We start from the raw sequence: 15875 nt of genomic DNA on the forward strand, positions 1-15875 counted from the left end.
GGAGCTCCCAAAGACCTGGGGCCTTGTAGGAGCTGGCTTGCCAGCGATCAGGCAGCTCGCGGTATCTCGCCAGTGCCGATCGCCGGCAAGCCGGCTCCTACAGGAAATGGCTTAGAAATCCTTGCACAGGCGCAGTGCGTCGTAGATCGCGGCATGGGTATTGCGCTGGGATACGCAGTCGCCGATGCGGAACAACAGGTAGCCCTCCCCGGTCTCGCTCAGGCACGGCTGCGGCTTGATCGCGAACAGCGCCTCGACGTCCATCTGGCCCTTGTTGCGCGATCCTTCCTTGAGCCCGTAGTAGAGCTCTTCGTCAGGACGCACACCGTTCTCCACCACCACCTGGTCCACCACTCGCTCTTCGCGGGCGCCGGTGTATTCGTTCTCCAGCACCGCCACCAGCTTGTCGCCCTCGCGGTAGACCTTCTCCAGGGTCAGGTCCCCGGTCATGATCACTTCCTTCGGATACAGGCTGCGGTAGTAGGTGGGGAACGAGGTGCCGCCCACGGCGATACCCGGCTTGATGTCGTCGGTGACGATCTCCACTTGCGAGCCCTTGTCGGCAATGAAGTCGGTGACCGACATGCCGGTGAACTCACAGATGGTGTCGTAGACCAGCACGTTCTTGCCCGGCGCCACCTTGCCGTCGAGGATGTCCCAGCTGCTGACCACCAACCCTTGGTCGGCGCCCCAGTGCTCGTTCTGCTCGATGAACGGATGGCCGCCCACCGCCAGCACCACCACGTCGGGGCGCAGGTCGAGGATGGTCGCGGTGTCCGCCGCGGTGCCCAGGCGCAGGTCGACTTTCAGTCGCGCCAGCTCCAGCTGATACCAGCGGGTGATACCGGCGATCTGGTCCCGTTGCGGGGCCTTGGAGGCAGTAGTGATCTGCCCGCCAATGGCTTCTTTTTTCTCGAACAGGGTCACGTCGTGGCCACGTTCGGCGGCGACACGGGCGGCTTCCATACCGGCAGGACCGGCACCGACCACTACCACCTTGCGCTTGATGCCGGTGGTCTTCTCGATGATATGCGGCACGCCCATGTATTCACGGGACGTGGCGGCGTTCTGGATGCACAGCACGTCCAGGCCCTGGTACTGGCGGTCGATGCAGTAGTTGGCGCCGACGCACTGCTTGATCTGGTCGATCTGGCCCATCTTGATCTTGGCGATCAGGTGCGGGTCGGCCATGTGGGCGCGGGTCATGCCCACCATGTCGACGTAACCGCCTTCGAGAATCCGCGTGGCCTGGTTGGGGTCCTTGATGTTCTGTGCGTGCAGCACCGGGACCTTGACCACTTCCTTGATGCCCGCCGCCAGGTGCAGGAACGGCTCAGGCGGGAAGCTCATGTTGGGGATCACGTTGGCCAGGGTGTTGTGGGTGTCGCAGCCCGAGCCGACCACACCGAGAAAATCCAGCATGCCGGTGTCGTCGTAGTACTTGGCGATCTGTTTCATGTCCTCGTGGGACAGGCCGTCCGGGTGGAATTCGTCGCCACAGATGCGCATGCCGACGCAGAAATCATCACCGACTTCGGCGCGCACGGCCTTGAGCACTTCCAAACCAAAGCGCATGCGCTTCTCGAAGGTGCCGCCCCATTCGTCGGTGCGCTTGTTGACCCGTGGGCTCCAGAACTGGTCGATCATGTGCTGGTGCACCGCCGACAGTTCGACGCCGTCCAGACCGCCGGCCTTGGCCCGGCGCGCAGCCTGGGCGTAGTTGCCGATCACCCGCCAGATCTCTTCCGGTTCGATGGTCTTGCAAGTGGCGCGGTGCACCGGCTCACGTACGCCGGACGGCGACATCAGGGTCGGCCAGTTGAAGCCGTCCCAACGGGAGCGCCGGCCCATGTGGGTAATCTGGATCATGATCTTGGCACCATGCTTGTGCATGGCGTCGGCGAGGTTCTGGAAGTGCGGGATGATGCGGTCGGTGGACAGGTTCACCGAGCTCCACCATTCCTGGGGGCTGTCGATGGCCACCACCGAGGAACCACCGCAGATGGCCAGGCCGATGCCGCCCTTGGCCTTTTCTTCGTAGTACTTCACATACCGTTCGGTCGTCATGCCGCCGTCAGTCGCGTAGACCTCAGCGTGCGCGGTGCTCAGCACACGGTTGCGGATGGTCAGTTTGCCGATCTGGATCGGCTGGAACATCGCTTCGAAAGCCATTTTTCTTAACTCCGCTTACAACGGTTTGACGACGAACAGGCCATCGTCGTGGCCTTCTTCGGAACCACCGTAAACCTGCTCTGCCACGGTGCGGATCTTGCTGCCACGGGCTTCCAGGATCTGGTCCATGGCACCGGCGAACCAGCCGGTGAACATGTAGTCCACCTTGCGCCCGACCTTGCCGTACACGTAGACGAACGCCGAGTGCTCGAGCTTGACGCTGGCGGTGCCTTGATCCAGGTCGATGTCCTGGATCTTGAACAGGCCCCAGCCGCGCTGGGACAGACGCTTCATGTAGTGCTCGAACACCGCGACGCCTTCCAGGCCGTGGCATTCGGCTTCTTTTTCGCACCAGTGCCAGGCGGACTTGTAGCCGGCCTTGTAGAGAATCTCGGCGTAGGCATCGCTGCCCAGGACTTCCTCGATGCCCATGTGGTTGTTGACGAAGAAATGCCGTGGCACGTAGAGCATCGGCAGGGCGTCGGAGGTCCAGACACCGGTTTCGCTGTCGACTTCGATAGGCAATTGCGGGGCGATCTTGGCCATGGAAACGTGACTCCAGAAATTCAGTGAATGCCCCTGCGCGAACGGCAGGGGGAAATCGGATAAGGGGGCTGGAGAGGTTTACTCGCCCCAGACGTCCTTGAGGACGTTGACCCAGTTCTCGCCCATGATCTTGCGCACCACGCGCTCGCTGTGGCCGCGTTTGAGCAGGGTCTCGGTGAGGTTGGGGAACTCGCCCACGGTGCGGATGCCCAGGGGGTTGATGATCTTGCCGAAGTTGGTCAGGCGGCGGGCGTAGCCCTTGTCGTGGGTCAGGTACTCGAAGAAGTCCTGGCCATGGCCCTGGGTGAAGTCGGTGCCGATGCCGATGGAATCCTCACCGACGATGTTCATGGTGTATTCGATGGCTTCGGCGTAGTCGTCGATGGTGGAGTCGATGCCCTTGGCCAGGAACGGCGCGAACATGGTCACGCCAACGAAGCCGCCATGGTCGGCGATGAACTTCAGTTCTGCATCGGACTTGTTGCGCGGGTGCTCCTTGAGCCCCGACGGCAGGCAGTGGGAGTAGCAGACGGGCTTCTTGGATTCGAGGATCACTTCCTCGCTGGTCTTGGAACCGACGTGGGACAGGTCGCACATGACCCCGACGCGGTTCATCTCGGCGACGATCTCGCGGCCGAACCCGGAGAGCCCGCCATCACGCTCGTAGCAGCCGGTGCCCACCAGATTCTGGGTGTTGTAGCACATCTGCACGATGCCCACGCCCAGCTGCTTGAACACCTCGACGTAGCCGATCTGGTCTTCGAAAGCGTGGGCATTCTGGAAGCCGAAGAGGATACCGGTCTTGCCCACCTCCTTGGCCTTGCGGATATCCGCAGTGGTGCGCACCGGCATTACCAGGTCGCTGTTTTCGCGGATCAGTTTCTGGCTGGAGGCAATGTTGTTGACCGTGGCCTGAAACCCTTCCCAGACCGACACGGTGCAGTTGGCTGCGGTCAGGCCGCCCTTGCGCATGTCTTCGAACAGCTCGCGGTTCCACTTGGCAATGATCAGCCCGTCGATAACGATGCTGTCGGCGTGTAATTCGGCTGGGCTCATCAGGCTGTCCCCTTATTGGCGATTCATGCGCCGAATCGTCTGCCGGCGCTTTGGGGTCAGCATATGCTTGAGGACCAGGGCGCCCCGGTGCAAAAACGACAGGGGAATTGCCGAAAGCGTCAAGACCCGACAAAGGGCCGGATGTGGGGGCGTGGCGCCCTCTGTTCTTTGCCTGGGGCTTGCGCCAGAATTCGCCGTTCCAACGAAAGCTTCACTGGATTAGAGGCAGCGCTGCAATGAAACCGATCTTCCTGGCCTTGGTTCTGATGGCGACTGGCGTGCAGGCGGCCGAAGAAACCGACAGTTCTCCCTGCGACGGCGTGGAAAACGACGTGCAGACCCTGGAATGCGCCACCTACAACCGGACCACCGCCGAGCAGTTGCTGGCTGACAACGTGCAGAGCCTGCTGGAACGCCTCGGTACCTTGTACGGCAACGACAAGGCGCAACTGAGCGACATCAGCGCCAAGGTCAAGAACGCCCAGCAGTTGTGGCAGAAGCAGCGCGATGCCGACTGTGCGGTGGAGTCCTTCCCGGCCAAGTCCGGAACCAAGGCCTACACCATCGCCACCAATGATTGCCTGGCGCGGATGAGCGACGAGCGCTCGGAGTTCATCGAGTCCATCGCCCAGGAATGATCCGCCCCCTGTAGGAGCGGGCTTGCCCGCGAAGCATGCCCGACCCCGCCCCATGTCGCGGCGGGAAAAGCTTCGCGAGCAAGCTCGCTCCTACGCAGGTCACGGAGTCAGGCGCCGCCGCGAAAGCACGAGACGCCCCAGGCCGTCAGCTTGAACGGCAGGTGGTAGTGCTGGCGCGGGTCATCCAGGCCGAAGCGATACACCAGCACATCGAGAAACGGCACTTGCCCCGAGACCTGGCCCTGGGCTCGATAGAACGCCGCCACGTCCAGCTCCACCTCGTAGACGCCCCGGTCGAAGCGGGCCGCCAGCTCGCTCAACGGGGCCAGCAGGCCGTTGTCGGCAATCTGTCCTTCACAGAGCCACTCCTCGCCCAGGCGGCGCACCCGAACCTGCATGCCCGCGGCCACCTTGCCGCTGGCGACATCCACCACGTGGATGGACACTCCGCCATTCATTTCCAGAACCCCACATGGGCCTGGGCCGCTTCGTTTTCCAGCATCGGCCCCAACACCGGGATCTGCCGCTGCCCCCGGGCAAAGACTTCACGGCATGGCAGGGAGAAGGTCGGGTTTTCCGGGTGATCGCCGGTCAGTGCCAGCAAGGCATGCTCGGACAAGGCGTAGACCACCCGGCCAATGCCGGTCCAGTAAATGGCCCCGGCGCACATGCAGCAAGGCTCGGCGCTGGTGTACAGGGTGCACTGGGCCAGCTCCTCGGGGCCCAGGAGCCTGGCGGCCTTGGCGGCAGCGGCGAGTTCGGCGTGCTGGGTCGGGTCGCCTTCGGGGGGCATGGAGTTGTTGCCGGCACTGGCAACGATCTTGCCGTTGCGGTCCGCCACCAGGGCGGCGAACGGGTGGCGGCCACGGGCCTTGGCCTCTTCGGCCAGCGCAATGCTCTGACGCAGCAGTTGCAGGTCCAGTTCGCTGACACCGGCAGGGATAGGGGAGAGAATCTGGGTCATCTTGACCTCCTTTTCATGGACAGGAACCCGCCGAAAAAGACGGGGCTGATAGCCGTCTTCAATCGCCAAGCCCGGCATGAGCTGCCAGTTCTTCGGCGGCAGACGTGCGGGGATTGAGCAACAGGTTGAGCACGATGGCGGTGATGGCGCCGAGGAAGATGCCGCTTTCCAGCAGCAGCTTGAGAGGGCCGTGGGCATGGGCGAACAACGCTGGAAAGGACATCGGCAGCACGCCGACACTGACCGACACCGCAACGATGATGCCGTTGCGCGTCCCCTCGAACTTCACCCGTGACAGCTCCTGGATGCCGGCCACGGTGGTCATGCCGAACATGACGATGGCGCAGCCGCCCAGTACCGGGGTCGGCACCGCAGCCACCAGCGCCCCGAGCTTGGGAAACAGCCCCATGAGCACCATGATTGCGCCGGCTGCCGCCACCACGAAGCGGCTCTTGATCTTGGAAAGCGCGATCAGTCCGGTGTTCTGGGTAAAGGCGTTGTAAGGGAAGCTGTTGAACAGGCCGCCGAGCATGGTGGACAGACCGTCGGCGCGAAAGGCGTTACCCAGGGTGCGCTGGGTCATGGGCTTGCCGGTGAGCTTGCCAATGGCCAGGCAGTTGCCGGTGGTCTCGGCCATGATCACCAGCATCGCCAGGGTCATGATCAGGATCGGCATCAGGGAGAATTGCGGAGCTCCGAAGGCCATGGGCGGGCTCAGCTCGAACCAGGCCGCTTCACCCACCTGGGCAAAGTGCGTCATGCCGAAGGCCGCAGCGATCAGGCTGCCCACCAGCAGCCCGATCAGCACACTGAGGTTGCCGATAAAGCCCGAGAACTTGCCGTAGATCACCAGGGTCACCGCCACCGTGGCCAGCCCCAGCAACAGGTTGGCCGGTGCGCCGAAATCCTCGGCGGCGGGGTTGCCGCCCCCCAGCCAGACGGCCGCCGCCGGCATCAGGGAAATGCCGATGATGGTAATCAGACTGCCGATCACCACCGGGGGAAAGAACCTCAGCAGACGGCTGAACAGTGGAGCCATGGCGATGGTGAGAAACCCGGCAGCGATCACCGCGCCGAACACCTCGGCCAGGCCGAACTGCTTGCCGATCATGATCATCGGCGCCAGGGCGATGAAGGAGCAGCCCTGGATCAACGGCAAGCGTGCGCCGAACCGCCAGAAACCCAGGGTCTGGATCAGGGTGGCAATGCCGGACGTCAGCAGGTTGGCATTGATCAGTAACACCACCTGGGCCGCAGTCAGGCCCAGGGCATTGCCTAGAATCAACGGCACCGCCACCGCACCGGCATACATCACCAGCACATGCTGCAAGCCGAAGGTGAACAACTGGCGGACGGGCAGGACCTCGTCCACTGGGTGAACCCGGGGAATGTTCATGTCGCAGATCTCCTGAAAGTGCAGCTCTTGTTGTTGTTCTGGCAGGCATCCGGGAGCAATGCCCCGGCAGGATGTACGAACGTCGGCGCCCATGATCTGTGCTTGAATACGATGAAACAAATGAGCAGCCATCGTTTTTAACGATGGATTGGACAACCCTGTCCTGGGGTCGGGAGACGCGATGCGCTTTTCACTGGAACAACTGCAGATGTTCGTTCAGGCCGCACAAACCGGCTCGTTCTCGGCCGCTGCACGCAAGCTGGGCAAGACCCAGTCCACGGTCAGCGTGGCCATTGCCAACCTGGAGGCCGATCTGGGGGTGGAGTTGTTCGACCGCAGCAGCCGCAGCCCGGTGCTGACCGCCAGAGGACAGAAAATGCTGCTGCAGGCTGAGGCGGTACTGGAGCGCTGCCTGACCCTGCAGGCCAATGCCGAGGGTCTGTCGCAGGCGCTGGAGCCGCAGTTGTCCATCGTGATCGAAACCCCGTACGGCCCGTTGATGCCGGCCTTGCGCGAGTTCGAGCAGGCCTTCCCCTATGTCGACCTGCTGATCCGTCACCCGCTGTCCGGAGATGCCAGCGAGCTGGTGGCCCGTGGCGATGCGGTGCTGGGGATCGCCTTTTCACAACCGGGTTATCCCCAGGAGCTGGAGTTCCAGCAGATGGGCAAGCTGATCATGTTGCACGTCTGCCACCCGGATCATCCCCTGGCCCGTCTGGACAACGTGACCTTCGACGACCTGCATGGGCACCGGCGCCTGGCCTTCAGCGCCCATGCCGACAAGCTGCCCAGCAGCGAGTACCTGCGCTGCAGCCAATTGTGGCAAGCGGAAAACTACCTGGCGCTGCTGGAGATGGTCCGCGCCGGCCTGGGCTGGGCCACCCTGCCCCGGCAACTGATCCAGCGTGAACTGGCCCAGGGCGAACTGGTGGAACTGCAACTGGGCGCCTATCCCCACACCGACTGGCTGGTGGGCGTGGACCTGCTCTGGGCCCGACAACGAGTGATGGGCAAGGCCGAACGCTGGCTCAAGGAACGCCTGTTACGACACAAGGTGTACGAAGTGGACCGGCGCGGGCAGTCCACGACCTGGTAACGGCGGCACGGGCAACAAAGGGACAAGGTTCTGAGCTTGGCCCGCCCCCGCAAGACCACCCGGGAAAAGATTGCCGCCGTCTTCGCTATACGCGCCGACCAGCTGGAGCTGTAAGCTGCGCCCCACTCAACGATTGAAAGGGTTACTCATGAGCATCTGCGGTATCGAGATCAAGGGCAGCGAAGCCATCTTCGCCCTCGCTTCCCTGCAAGACGGCGCACCGCAACACCAGGCGCTGGCCATCAAGAAAATCGCTCTGGAAGACGACGATGAAGCGGGCAACGTCCGGGCCTTCGCCGCCCAGATCGGCGCCTTTGTCCGTGAGCACGGGATTACCCGCATCGCCATCAAGAAACGTAGCAAGAAAGGCGAATTCGCCGGCGGCCCTACTACCTTCAAGATCGAAGGCGTGCTGCAGCTGCTGGAACACTGCGAAGTGACCCTGCTGTCGCCACAGACCATCAACGCCCAGTACAAGAAGCACGACTTCAGCCTGCCGGCGAGCCTCAACAAATACCAGCACGAGGCCTACAAAAGCGCCTGCGCCGCCTTGCTGAAAAAATAACCGGTAGCCGCCGGCTTGCCGGCGCAGAGGCCGCTATACGCTACGCCGATAATGCTGCAGCCAGTCGGCGAATGAATTGTCTTCCAGGGCATAGGCGCCCCGGCTGGACTTCCACACCAGCTCCTTTTCCCGCAGGGCATCGATACAGGCTTGCACCGTCTGGGTGCCCGGTTGCGTATCGCTGCCCATGGCCTGCAACGCCTTGGCCACCGCCGCCAGGGTGTCGTCGGTAAAGGGCGCGAACGGCAGGTTGTTGCGCGAACGCTCCACCATCACTTCCAGCACCGCCCGCTGGGACAGGGTCAGACCGTTCCAGGCGCTTTCGAATTCGCTCCAGACCCCGGCTCGCAGAACCTCGGCACTGCTGCGCAACAACTCGTTGAGCTGGCTCGCCTCCCCCAGTTCCAGGGCCACCTGGCCAATGATGCTGCGAAGCATTTCCGGACGCCGGCCAACCCATTCGAAGGCCTGGTCCAGATCATCGGCATTGAACTGATTGGTGGGCGCCAGATGAGCGTTCAGATGGGCGGTGTAGGCCTTGGTGAAATCCCGTCCCAACAGCGGGAACGGGGTGATGCTCGAACCGAAGAATGGCTGGTTACGGTTGAGCACCAGATGGGCCAGCTTGTCGCGATTGGACCCGGTGAACACCAGGCGCAGGCCACTGGTGTCCATGTCCCGTCCCTGATTGAGCTGATCCCGGGCCGCCTTGAGAGCGAACATGGCATTCAACCCGGCCTCCGAGCTCAAGGCATGCTGGGCCTCGTCGATCACCAGGACCACCGTCTTGCCCGCGGCGCTGTGGAGCAATTCCAGGGCCTGGGTCAGGGTCGCGCCTTCGGGCAACTGGGACTTGCTGAAGTCCCAGGACAGGGTGCGCAGAAAGCTGAGCTTCTCCACCCCAAGGGACTTGGCCAGTTTGCGAATGCCTTTCTCGAAAGGCACCAGCGCCCCGGCAATGGCCGCGGCGATCAGCTCGGCAGGGTCTTTTTCGCGATTGGCCCAAAGGTCGACATAAACCGCCAGCCAGCCACGGCTCTGGCACTCGGGCAGCAGGTCCTCTCGCAGAAAGGTGCTTTTCCCGGTGCGCCGAGGCGCCGCCAGGAACAGCCCCGAGCTGTAATCCTGAATCCCCGAGCCCACCAGGCCATCGGCAATATTGAGCGCCAGTGCAGGACGACGAAACACGAAACCGGTGTTTTTCGACATGGTTTTATACTCAATTATTGCCAGGACTATAATTTATAGTCGCGAGTATAATTGACTATAAACCCCTGTCAAACCGACTCCCGGCCCCTCCCTTGCAGGCGTCGGTCTTCACGGGGGCAGTGCACGAAACGCGCGCGGTAACTGCGGGTGAAGTAGGACGGCGACTCAAACCCACAGGCGATGCTCACCTCCAGCACGCTCATGTCGGTCTGGCGCAGCAGCTGCCGGGCCTTCTCCAGGCGCAGGCCCAGATAGAAGTTGCTCGGGGTGTCGTTCAAGTGCAGGCGGAACAGCCGCTCCAGCTGGCGCCGGGTCACCTTGATCGACTCCGCCAGGGCCAGGGTGCTCAGGGGCGGCTCGCTGTGCTGCTCCATCTCGCCGATCACCTGCACCAGTTTCTTGTTGCTGATGCCGTAGCGGCTGGCGACTTCCATGCGCTGGTGATCCTTGCGCGGGCGGATGCGCCCGAGCACGAATTGTTCGCTGACCTGGATCGCCAGTTCCGGACCGTGGGCCTGGGCGATCAGGTCGAGCATCATGTCGATGGACGCGGTGCCGCCGGCACAGGTGATGCGCCGCCGATCGATCTCGAACAGCTCCTGGGTCACGCTCAGCTGTGGATAAGACTCCTTGAAGGCCTCGATGGCTTCCCAGTGCAGGGTTACCCGGTGCCCTTCCAGCAACCCGGACTCCGCGAGAATCACGCTGCCGGTATCGATACCGCCGAGGGTCACGCCCTCCACATCCAGGCGCCGCAGCCAGTGTTCCAGAGCAGGACTCAGGAACTTCAACGGCTCGAAACCGGCCACCACCCACAAGGTTGCGCCCTTCTTCAGCGGCTCCAGGGCCGCATCGACATTCACCGACATCCCGTTGCTGGCCAGCACCGCGCCGCCATCGGCGCTGAGCACCTGCCAGCGATACAGCTCGCCACGAAAACGATTGGCCACCCGCAGCGGCTCGATGGCGGAAATGAAACCGATGGCGGAGAACCCCGGCATCAGCAGGAAGTAGCAATCCAGGGACATGCAACGCACTCCGGTGACGGCCAGCGTGGGCCCTGTGATACGCCAAATGCCCCACAGCCACAAGAGGCCAGGTCGCTGCAGTGCAAGAGTCGGTCGCCGCTGTGCGTTTACCGCCTGCGACGCCTGCGTACCTTGGCATCACCGACGCACAAAGACGCCGGGACCGACAATAACGACCTGCCGAGGGAACCACCATGAAACGACTGATCAGCCATTGTGTGCTTGCGCTAAGTGGTAGCGTTTTTCTGAGTTCAGGGGCCATGGCCGCCGACGCCGCCAGTTGCCAGAACGTGCGCCTTGGGGTGGTCAACTGGACCGACGTGATCGCCACCAGCGCCATGACCCAGGTCCTGCTCGACGGTCTCGGCTACAAGACCAAGCAGACCAGCGCCTCGCAGCAGATCATCTTCGCCGGCATCCGTGACCAGCGCCTGGATCTGTTCCTCGGCTACTGGAACCCGCTGATGACCCAGACCATCACGCCGTTCGTCGACGCCAATCAGGTCAAGGTCCTGGCCGAGCCCAGCCTCAAGGACGCCCGCGCCACCCTGGCCGTCCCCTCCTACCTGGCCGACAAGGGCCTGAAGACCTTCGCCGACATCGCCAGGTTCCAGAAGGAGCTGGGGGGCAAGATCTACGGCATCGAGCCCGGCTCGGGGGCCAATACCCAGATCAAGGACATGATCGCCAAGAACCAGTTCGGCCTCGGCAAGTTCCAGCTGGTGGAGTCCAGCGAGGCGGGCATGTTGTCGGCGGTGGCCCGAGCGGTGAAACGCAACGAAGCCATCGTGTTCTTCGGCTGGGCGCCGCACCCGATGAACGTCAACATCAAGATGACCTACCTCAGCGGCAGTGAAAACGCCCTGGGGCCCAACGAGGGCCAGGCCACGGTCTGGACCGTCACCGCACCGACCTATGCCGAGCAGTGCCCGAACGTGCACCGGCTGCTGACCAACCTGACCTTCAGCGCCGAAGACGAGAGCCGGATGATGCAGCCGCTGCTGGATCACAAGGACGCCCTGGAATCTGCCAGGCAGTGGCTCAAGGATCACCCTCAGGACCAGCAGCGCTGGCTTGACGGGGTGACCACCTTCGATGGCAAACCGGCCGCCGAACACCTGCAACTGACCAACAAGTAAGCACCGCCACCAGCGCCCCGCAGCCCGCCCAGGGCTGCGCACGGCCACCTCATGCCCCCAGCAAACATGCCTGTAAGGAATCGCCCCATGAACCACGACGTCATCATCACCTGCGCACTCACCGGTGCTGGCGACACGACCGCCAAGAGCCCCCATGTGCCGGTCACCCCAAAACAGATTGCCGCCGCCGCGGTAGAAGCCGCCAAGGCCGGCGCCACGGTGGTTCACTGCCACGTCCGGGACCCTGCGACCGGCAAGTTCAGCCGGGATGTGGCGCTGTACCGCGAAGTCATGGAGCGGATTCGCGAGGCCGACATCGACATCATCGTCAACCTCACCGCCGGCATGGGCGGCGACCTGGAGATCGGCGGCGGCGAAAACCCCATGGAGTTCGGCCCCAACACCGACCTGGTCGGCCCCCTGACCCGCCTGGCCCATGTCGAGGAACTGCTGCCGGAGATCTGCACCCTGGACTGCGGCACGCTCAACTTCGGTGACGGCGACACCATCTACGTGTCCACCCCGGCCCAACTACGGGCCGGTGCCAAGCGCATCCAGGAGTTGGGGGTGAAAGCCGAGCTGGAGATCTTCGACACCGGGCACCTGTGGTTCGCCAAGCAGATGATCAAGGAAGGCCTGCTGGACAACCCGCTGTTCCAACTGTGCCTGGGCATTCCCTGGGGCGCCCCCGCGGACACCACCACCATGAAGGCCATGGTGGACAACCTGCCGGCGGAGGCGGTCTGGGCCGGTTTCGGTATCGGGCGCATGCAGATGCCCATGGCCGCGCAAGCGGTGCTGCTGGGGGGCAACGTGCGGGTCGGCCTGGAGGACAATCTGTGGCTGGATCGCGGCGTGCTCGCCACCAACGGCCAACTGGTGGAACGGGCCACAGAGATCCTCAGCCGCCTCGGCGCCCGGGTCCTGACCCCGGCCGAAGGCCGCCAGAAAATGGGCCTGAAGCAACGCGGCTGACCCTAATCCACCTCTCCCCCCGTAGGAGCGAGCTTGCTCGCGAAGAGGCCGTCACATCCGAGCTCGTAGCAGCCGGCTTGCCGGCGAAGAAGCCCGCAAGGCCGCCAACCGCTTCGCTGGCAAGCCCGCTTCTACCGACTCTTTTTTCAGGAAGACGCGATGACTTTTATCACCAACATCAAAACCTTCGCCGCTCTGGGCAGCGGCGTGATCGGCAGCGGCTGGGTAGCCCGTGCCCTGGCCCACGGCCTGGACGTAGTGGCCTGGGACCCGGCCCCCGGCGCTGAAGCGGCCCTGCGCAAGCGGGTCGCCAACGCCTGGGGCGCCCTGGAACAACAGGGCCTGGCACCTGGCGCCTCACAACAGCGCCTGCGCTTTGTCGCCACCATCGAAGAATGCGTGAAAGATGCCGACTTCATCCAGGAAAGCGCTCCCGAGCGCCTGGAACTCAAGCTGCAACTGCACAGCAAGATCAGCGCCGCGACCAAGCCAAACGCCCTGATCGGCTCCAGCACCTCGGGCCTGCTGCCCAGCGAATTCTACGAAGGCTCGACCCACCCGGAACGCTGCGTGGTGGGTCACCCGTTCAACCCGGTATACCTGCTGCCACTGGTGGAAGTGGTGGGCGGCAAGCACACCGCACCCGAGGCGATACAGGCGGCGATCCAGGTCTATGAATCCTTGGGCATGCGTCCACTGCACGTGCGCAAGGAAGTCCCGGGATTCATCGCCGACCGCCTGCTCGAAGCCCTGTGGCGCGAAGCCTTGCACCTGGTCAATGACGGGGTGGCGACCACCGGGGAAATCGACGACGCGATCCGCTTTGGCGCCGGCCTGCGCTGGTCGTTCATGGGCACCTTTCTCACCTACACCCTGGCGGGAGGCGACGCCGGCATGCGCCACTTCATGGCCCAGTTCGGCCCAGCGCTGCAACTGCCCTGGACCTACCTGCCGGCCCCGGAGCTGACCGACAAACTGATCGATGACGTGGTCGAGGGCACCGCCGAGCAACTGGGCACGCACAGCATTGCGGCCCTGGAGCGCTATCGTGATGACTGCCTGCTGGCAGTGCTGGAGGCGGTGAAAACCACCAAGGCCAAGCACGGCATGCACTTTCACGACTAACCCCAATCACTGTAGGAGCTGGCTTGCCAGCGAATAGGCCCTCACGCCAGGCGCACACCCAACGGACGCCTTCGCCGGCAAGCCGGCTCCTACATTCATCCGGTGATCCTATGCCTGCCTTGACCACCTACAGCACCCGCATCATCAGCGACTGGGTCGACTACAACGGCCATCTGCGCGATGCCTTCTATCTGCTGATCTTCAGCTATGCCACCGATGCCCTGATGGATCGCCTGGGGCTCGACAGCGACAATCGCGAAGCCAGCGGCCACTCGCTGTTCACCCTGGAACTGCACCTGAACTACCTGCACGAGGTAAAGCTCGACACCGAGGTCGAAGTCCATACCCGGATCATCGGCCACGACCGCAAGCGCCTGCACCTGTATCACAGCCTGCACAAGGTCGGTGATACCCAGGAACTGGCCGGCAACGAACAGATGCTGCTCCACGTCGACCTCGCCGGCCCCCGTTCCGCGCCGTTCAGCGAGCCGCTATTGCAGCGCCTGCAAGCCATGACAGCCGAGCAGGCCGACCTGCCGCGCCCCACCTACATCGGCCGGGTGATTGGCCTGCCTACGGAAAAATGACAACCAGCCCGAACAGGAGATCGCCGTGAACATCGCCGCCCTTGCCGACTATCGCCGTTATCCGCTGATCAGCCCGTTGAGCAGCGTCCAGGTCCTGCCGGACCGGGTCCAGGTGCACTGGGCCGATGGCCGCCTCAGCCCCTTTCATCATCAATGGCTGCGGGACAACTGCCCCTGCCCGGAATGCGTCTACAGCGTGACCCGCGAACAGGTGCTGGAAATCGTCGATGTCGCCGAGGACCTCGGTTGCCACGGGGCGCACATCGATAGCCAGGGCTGCCTATGCCTCGACTGGTCGAGCGGCCACCACAGCCGCTTCGATCCCGGCTGGCTGCGGGCCCACGCCTATGACGAGCAATCCCGCAAGGAACGCCGCGCCCATGCGGCGCACAGCCGGTTGTGGGACAGCACCCTGCAGTTGCCGGTATTCGACTATCAGGCCCTGATGGACGATCCCGAGGCTCTGCTGCAATGGCTGCTGGCCCTGCGCGACACCGGCCTGACCCAGGTCCGGGGCGCCCCCACCGAGCCGGGTTCGCTGGCGCTGATCGCCCGACGTATCTCGTTTATCCGCGAGAGCAACTTCGGCGTGCTGTTCAACGTGCAATCCAAGGCCGACGCCGACAGCAACGCCTACACCGCTTTCAACCTGCCGCTGCACAGCGACCTGCCTACCCGCGAACTGCAACCGGGGCTGCAGTTCCTGCATTGCCTGGTCAATGACGCCGTGGGTGGTGAAAGCATCTTCGTCGACGGCTTCGCCATCGCCGATGCCTTGCGCCGTGAAGACCCCGAGGCCTTCCTGACCTTGTGTGAAACACCCGTGGAGTTTCGCAACAAGGACCGCCACAGCGACTACCGCTGCCTGGCGCCGATCATTGCCCTGGATGCCCTGGGCCGGGTGGCGGAGATCCGCATGGCCAACTTCCTGCGGGGGCCCTTCGACACCTCGGAGCAACAGATGCCCCGGCTGTACCGCGCCTACCGCCGGTTTATCGCCATGACCCGGGAGGCGCGGTTCCGGGTAATCCGTCGCCTCGACCCGGGCCAGCTCTGGTGCTTCGACAACCGTCGTACCCTGCATGCCCGCAACGCCTTCGACCCGTCCAGCGGCGCCCGGCATTTCCAGGGTTGCTACATCGATCGCGACGAGCTGTTATCCAGAATCCTGGTGCTACAGCGCTGATCGCCCTACCTGCTGCCCGGCTCCCGCACAGGAGCCGGGCAGCGGTGCAACGTTCCCCGGGCAAAAAAAAGCCCCGATCAAGCCGTGACAGGATCGAGGCAGGGACTACTTCTGAGGAGCTGCAGTGAGAAGGTGACCAAACCGTCACGACGCCAGCTGGTTTCAGTCTGCCCACTCTGCCTGCCCGCGAGTT

General features: G+C 63.5%; 16 protein-coding genes. 8 read left to right on the top strand and 8 right to left on the bottom strand.

The genetic code is table 11. The features are described from left to right. Positions 1 to 111: 111 nt before the first annotated feature. The 3 genes from dgcA to ACSSVC_RS01225 form a co-directional block, all read right to left on the bottom strand. Entirely contained in the window at positions 112 to 2172 is a 2061-nt protein-coding gene (gene dgcA, locus ACSSVC_RS01215) for a dimethylglycine demethylation protein DgcA (RefSeq protein ID WP_346633166.1), read from the bottom strand. Positions 2173 to 2187: 15 nt separating this feature from the next. After that, entirely contained in the window at positions 2188 to 2718 is a 531-nt protein-coding gene (locus ACSSVC_RS01220; protein WP_346633167.1) for a DUF5943 domain-containing protein, read from the bottom strand. A gap of 78 nt (positions 2719 to 2796) precedes the next feature. Next, positions 2797 to 3774 carry a dipeptidase gene (locus ACSSVC_RS01225; protein WP_123726579.1) on the bottom strand — a complete coding sequence of 326 codons (978 nt, stop codon included), beginning with the start codon at positions 3772 to 3774 and terminating at the stop codon, positions 2797 to 2799. A 236-nt stretch (positions 3775 to 4010) separates the two neighbouring features. Between ACSSVC_RS01225 and ACSSVC_RS01230 the strand changes: the two genes are divergently transcribed. Next, positions 4011 to 4412, top strand: a complete 402-nt coding sequence (locus ACSSVC_RS01230) for a lysozyme inhibitor LprI family protein (RefSeq protein WP_346633168.1) — start codon at positions 4011 to 4013, stop codon at positions 4410 to 4412. A gap of 107 nt (positions 4413 to 4519) precedes the next feature. Here the strand turns inward: ACSSVC_RS01230 and ACSSVC_RS01235 are convergent, their stop codons facing one another. From ACSSVC_RS01235 to ACSSVC_RS01245, 3 genes are read right to left on the bottom strand one after another with little or no spacing between them, the layout of a single operon-like run. Next, a complete protein-coding gene (locus tag ACSSVC_RS01235; RefSeq protein ID WP_346633169.1) occupies positions 4520 to 4858 on the bottom strand; it encodes a hydroxyisourate hydrolase in 339 nt (112 codons plus the stop codon). 8 nt (positions 4859 to 4866) lie between these two features. Then, positions 4867 to 5376, bottom strand: coding sequence for a nucleoside deaminase (locus ACSSVC_RS01240; RefSeq protein WP_346633170.1), 510 nt, complete (start codon positions 5374 to 5376; stop codon positions 4867 to 4869). Between the two features lie 58 nt (positions 5377 to 5434). Then, positions 5435 to 6772 (bottom strand): nucleobase:cation symporter-2 family protein, encoded by a 1338-nt coding sequence (locus ACSSVC_RS01245; RefSeq protein WP_346633171.1) that lies wholly within the window; start codon positions 6770 to 6772, stop codon positions 5435 to 5437. A 181-nt stretch (positions 6773 to 6953) separates the two neighbouring features. On the opposite strand from ACSSVC_RS01245, the gene ACSSVC_RS01250 reads away from it, so the two are divergent. Together ACSSVC_RS01250 and ACSSVC_RS01255 are read left to right on the top strand one after the other, a co-directional pair. After that, positions 6954 to 7868, top strand: a complete 915-nt coding sequence (locus ACSSVC_RS01250) for a LysR family transcriptional regulator (RefSeq protein ID WP_492611921.1) — start codon at positions 6954 to 6956, stop codon at positions 7866 to 7868. A 148-nt stretch (positions 7869 to 8016) separates the two neighbouring features. Further along, complete coding sequence (locus tag ACSSVC_RS01255; RefSeq protein WP_404937824.1) at positions 8017 to 8433, top strand: DUF3010 family protein; 417 nt, start codon at positions 8017 to 8019, stop codon at positions 8431 to 8433. A 33-nt stretch (positions 8434 to 8466) separates the two neighbouring features. Here the strand turns inward: ACSSVC_RS01255 and ACSSVC_RS01260 are convergent, their stop codons facing one another. Together ACSSVC_RS01260 and ACSSVC_RS01265 are read right to left on the bottom strand one after the other, a co-directional pair. After that, positions 8467 to 9642 carry an AAA family ATPase gene (locus tag ACSSVC_RS01260; RefSeq protein WP_346633174.1) on the bottom strand — a complete coding sequence of 392 codons (1176 nt, stop codon included), beginning with the start codon at positions 9640 to 9642 and terminating at the stop codon, positions 8467 to 8469. Positions 9643 to 9710: 68 nt separating this feature from the next. Further along, positions 9711 to 10670, bottom strand: a complete 960-nt coding sequence (locus tag ACSSVC_RS01265) for a GlxA family transcriptional regulator (protein ID WP_492611922.1) — start codon at positions 10668 to 10670, stop codon at positions 9711 to 9713. Positions 10671 to 10864: 194 nt separating this feature from the next. Here ACSSVC_RS01265 and ACSSVC_RS01270 point away from each other — a divergent pair, with 194 nt between their 5' ends. The 5 genes from ACSSVC_RS01270 (at position 10865) to ACSSVC_RS01290 (ending at position 15682) form a co-directional block, all read left to right on the top strand. Then, on the top strand, positions 10865 to 11809 hold the full coding sequence (locus ACSSVC_RS01270; RefSeq protein ID WP_402892548.1) for a choline ABC transporter substrate-binding protein: 945 nt from the start codon (positions 10865 to 10867) through the stop codon (positions 11807 to 11809). An 87-nt stretch (positions 11810 to 11896) separates the two neighbouring features. After that, on the top strand, positions 11897 to 12784 hold the full coding sequence (gene cdhC / locus ACSSVC_RS01275) for a 3-dehydrocarnitine:acetyl-CoA trimethylamine transferase CdhC (RefSeq protein WP_370058182.1): 888 nt from the start codon (positions 11897 to 11899) through the stop codon (positions 12782 to 12784). Positions 12785 to 12943: 159 nt separating this feature from the next. Continuing rightward, on the top strand, positions 12944 to 13909 hold the full coding sequence (locus ACSSVC_RS01280) for an L-carnitine dehydrogenase (protein ID WP_404937826.1): 966 nt from the start codon (positions 12944 to 12946) through the stop codon (positions 13907 to 13909). 110 nt (positions 13910 to 14019) lie between these two features. Next, entirely contained in the window at positions 14020 to 14496 is a 477-nt protein-coding gene (locus tag ACSSVC_RS01285; RefSeq protein WP_404937827.1) for a thioesterase family protein, read from the top strand. Positions 14497 to 14521: 25 nt separating this feature from the next. Further along, entirely contained in the window at positions 14522 to 15682 is a 1161-nt protein-coding gene (locus ACSSVC_RS01290; RefSeq protein WP_492611923.1) for a gamma-butyrobetaine dioxygenase, read from the top strand. Positions 15683 to 15875 lie beyond the last annotated feature (193 nt).

The organism is Pseudomonas sp. E1BtOHC1 (assembly GCF_058744285.1).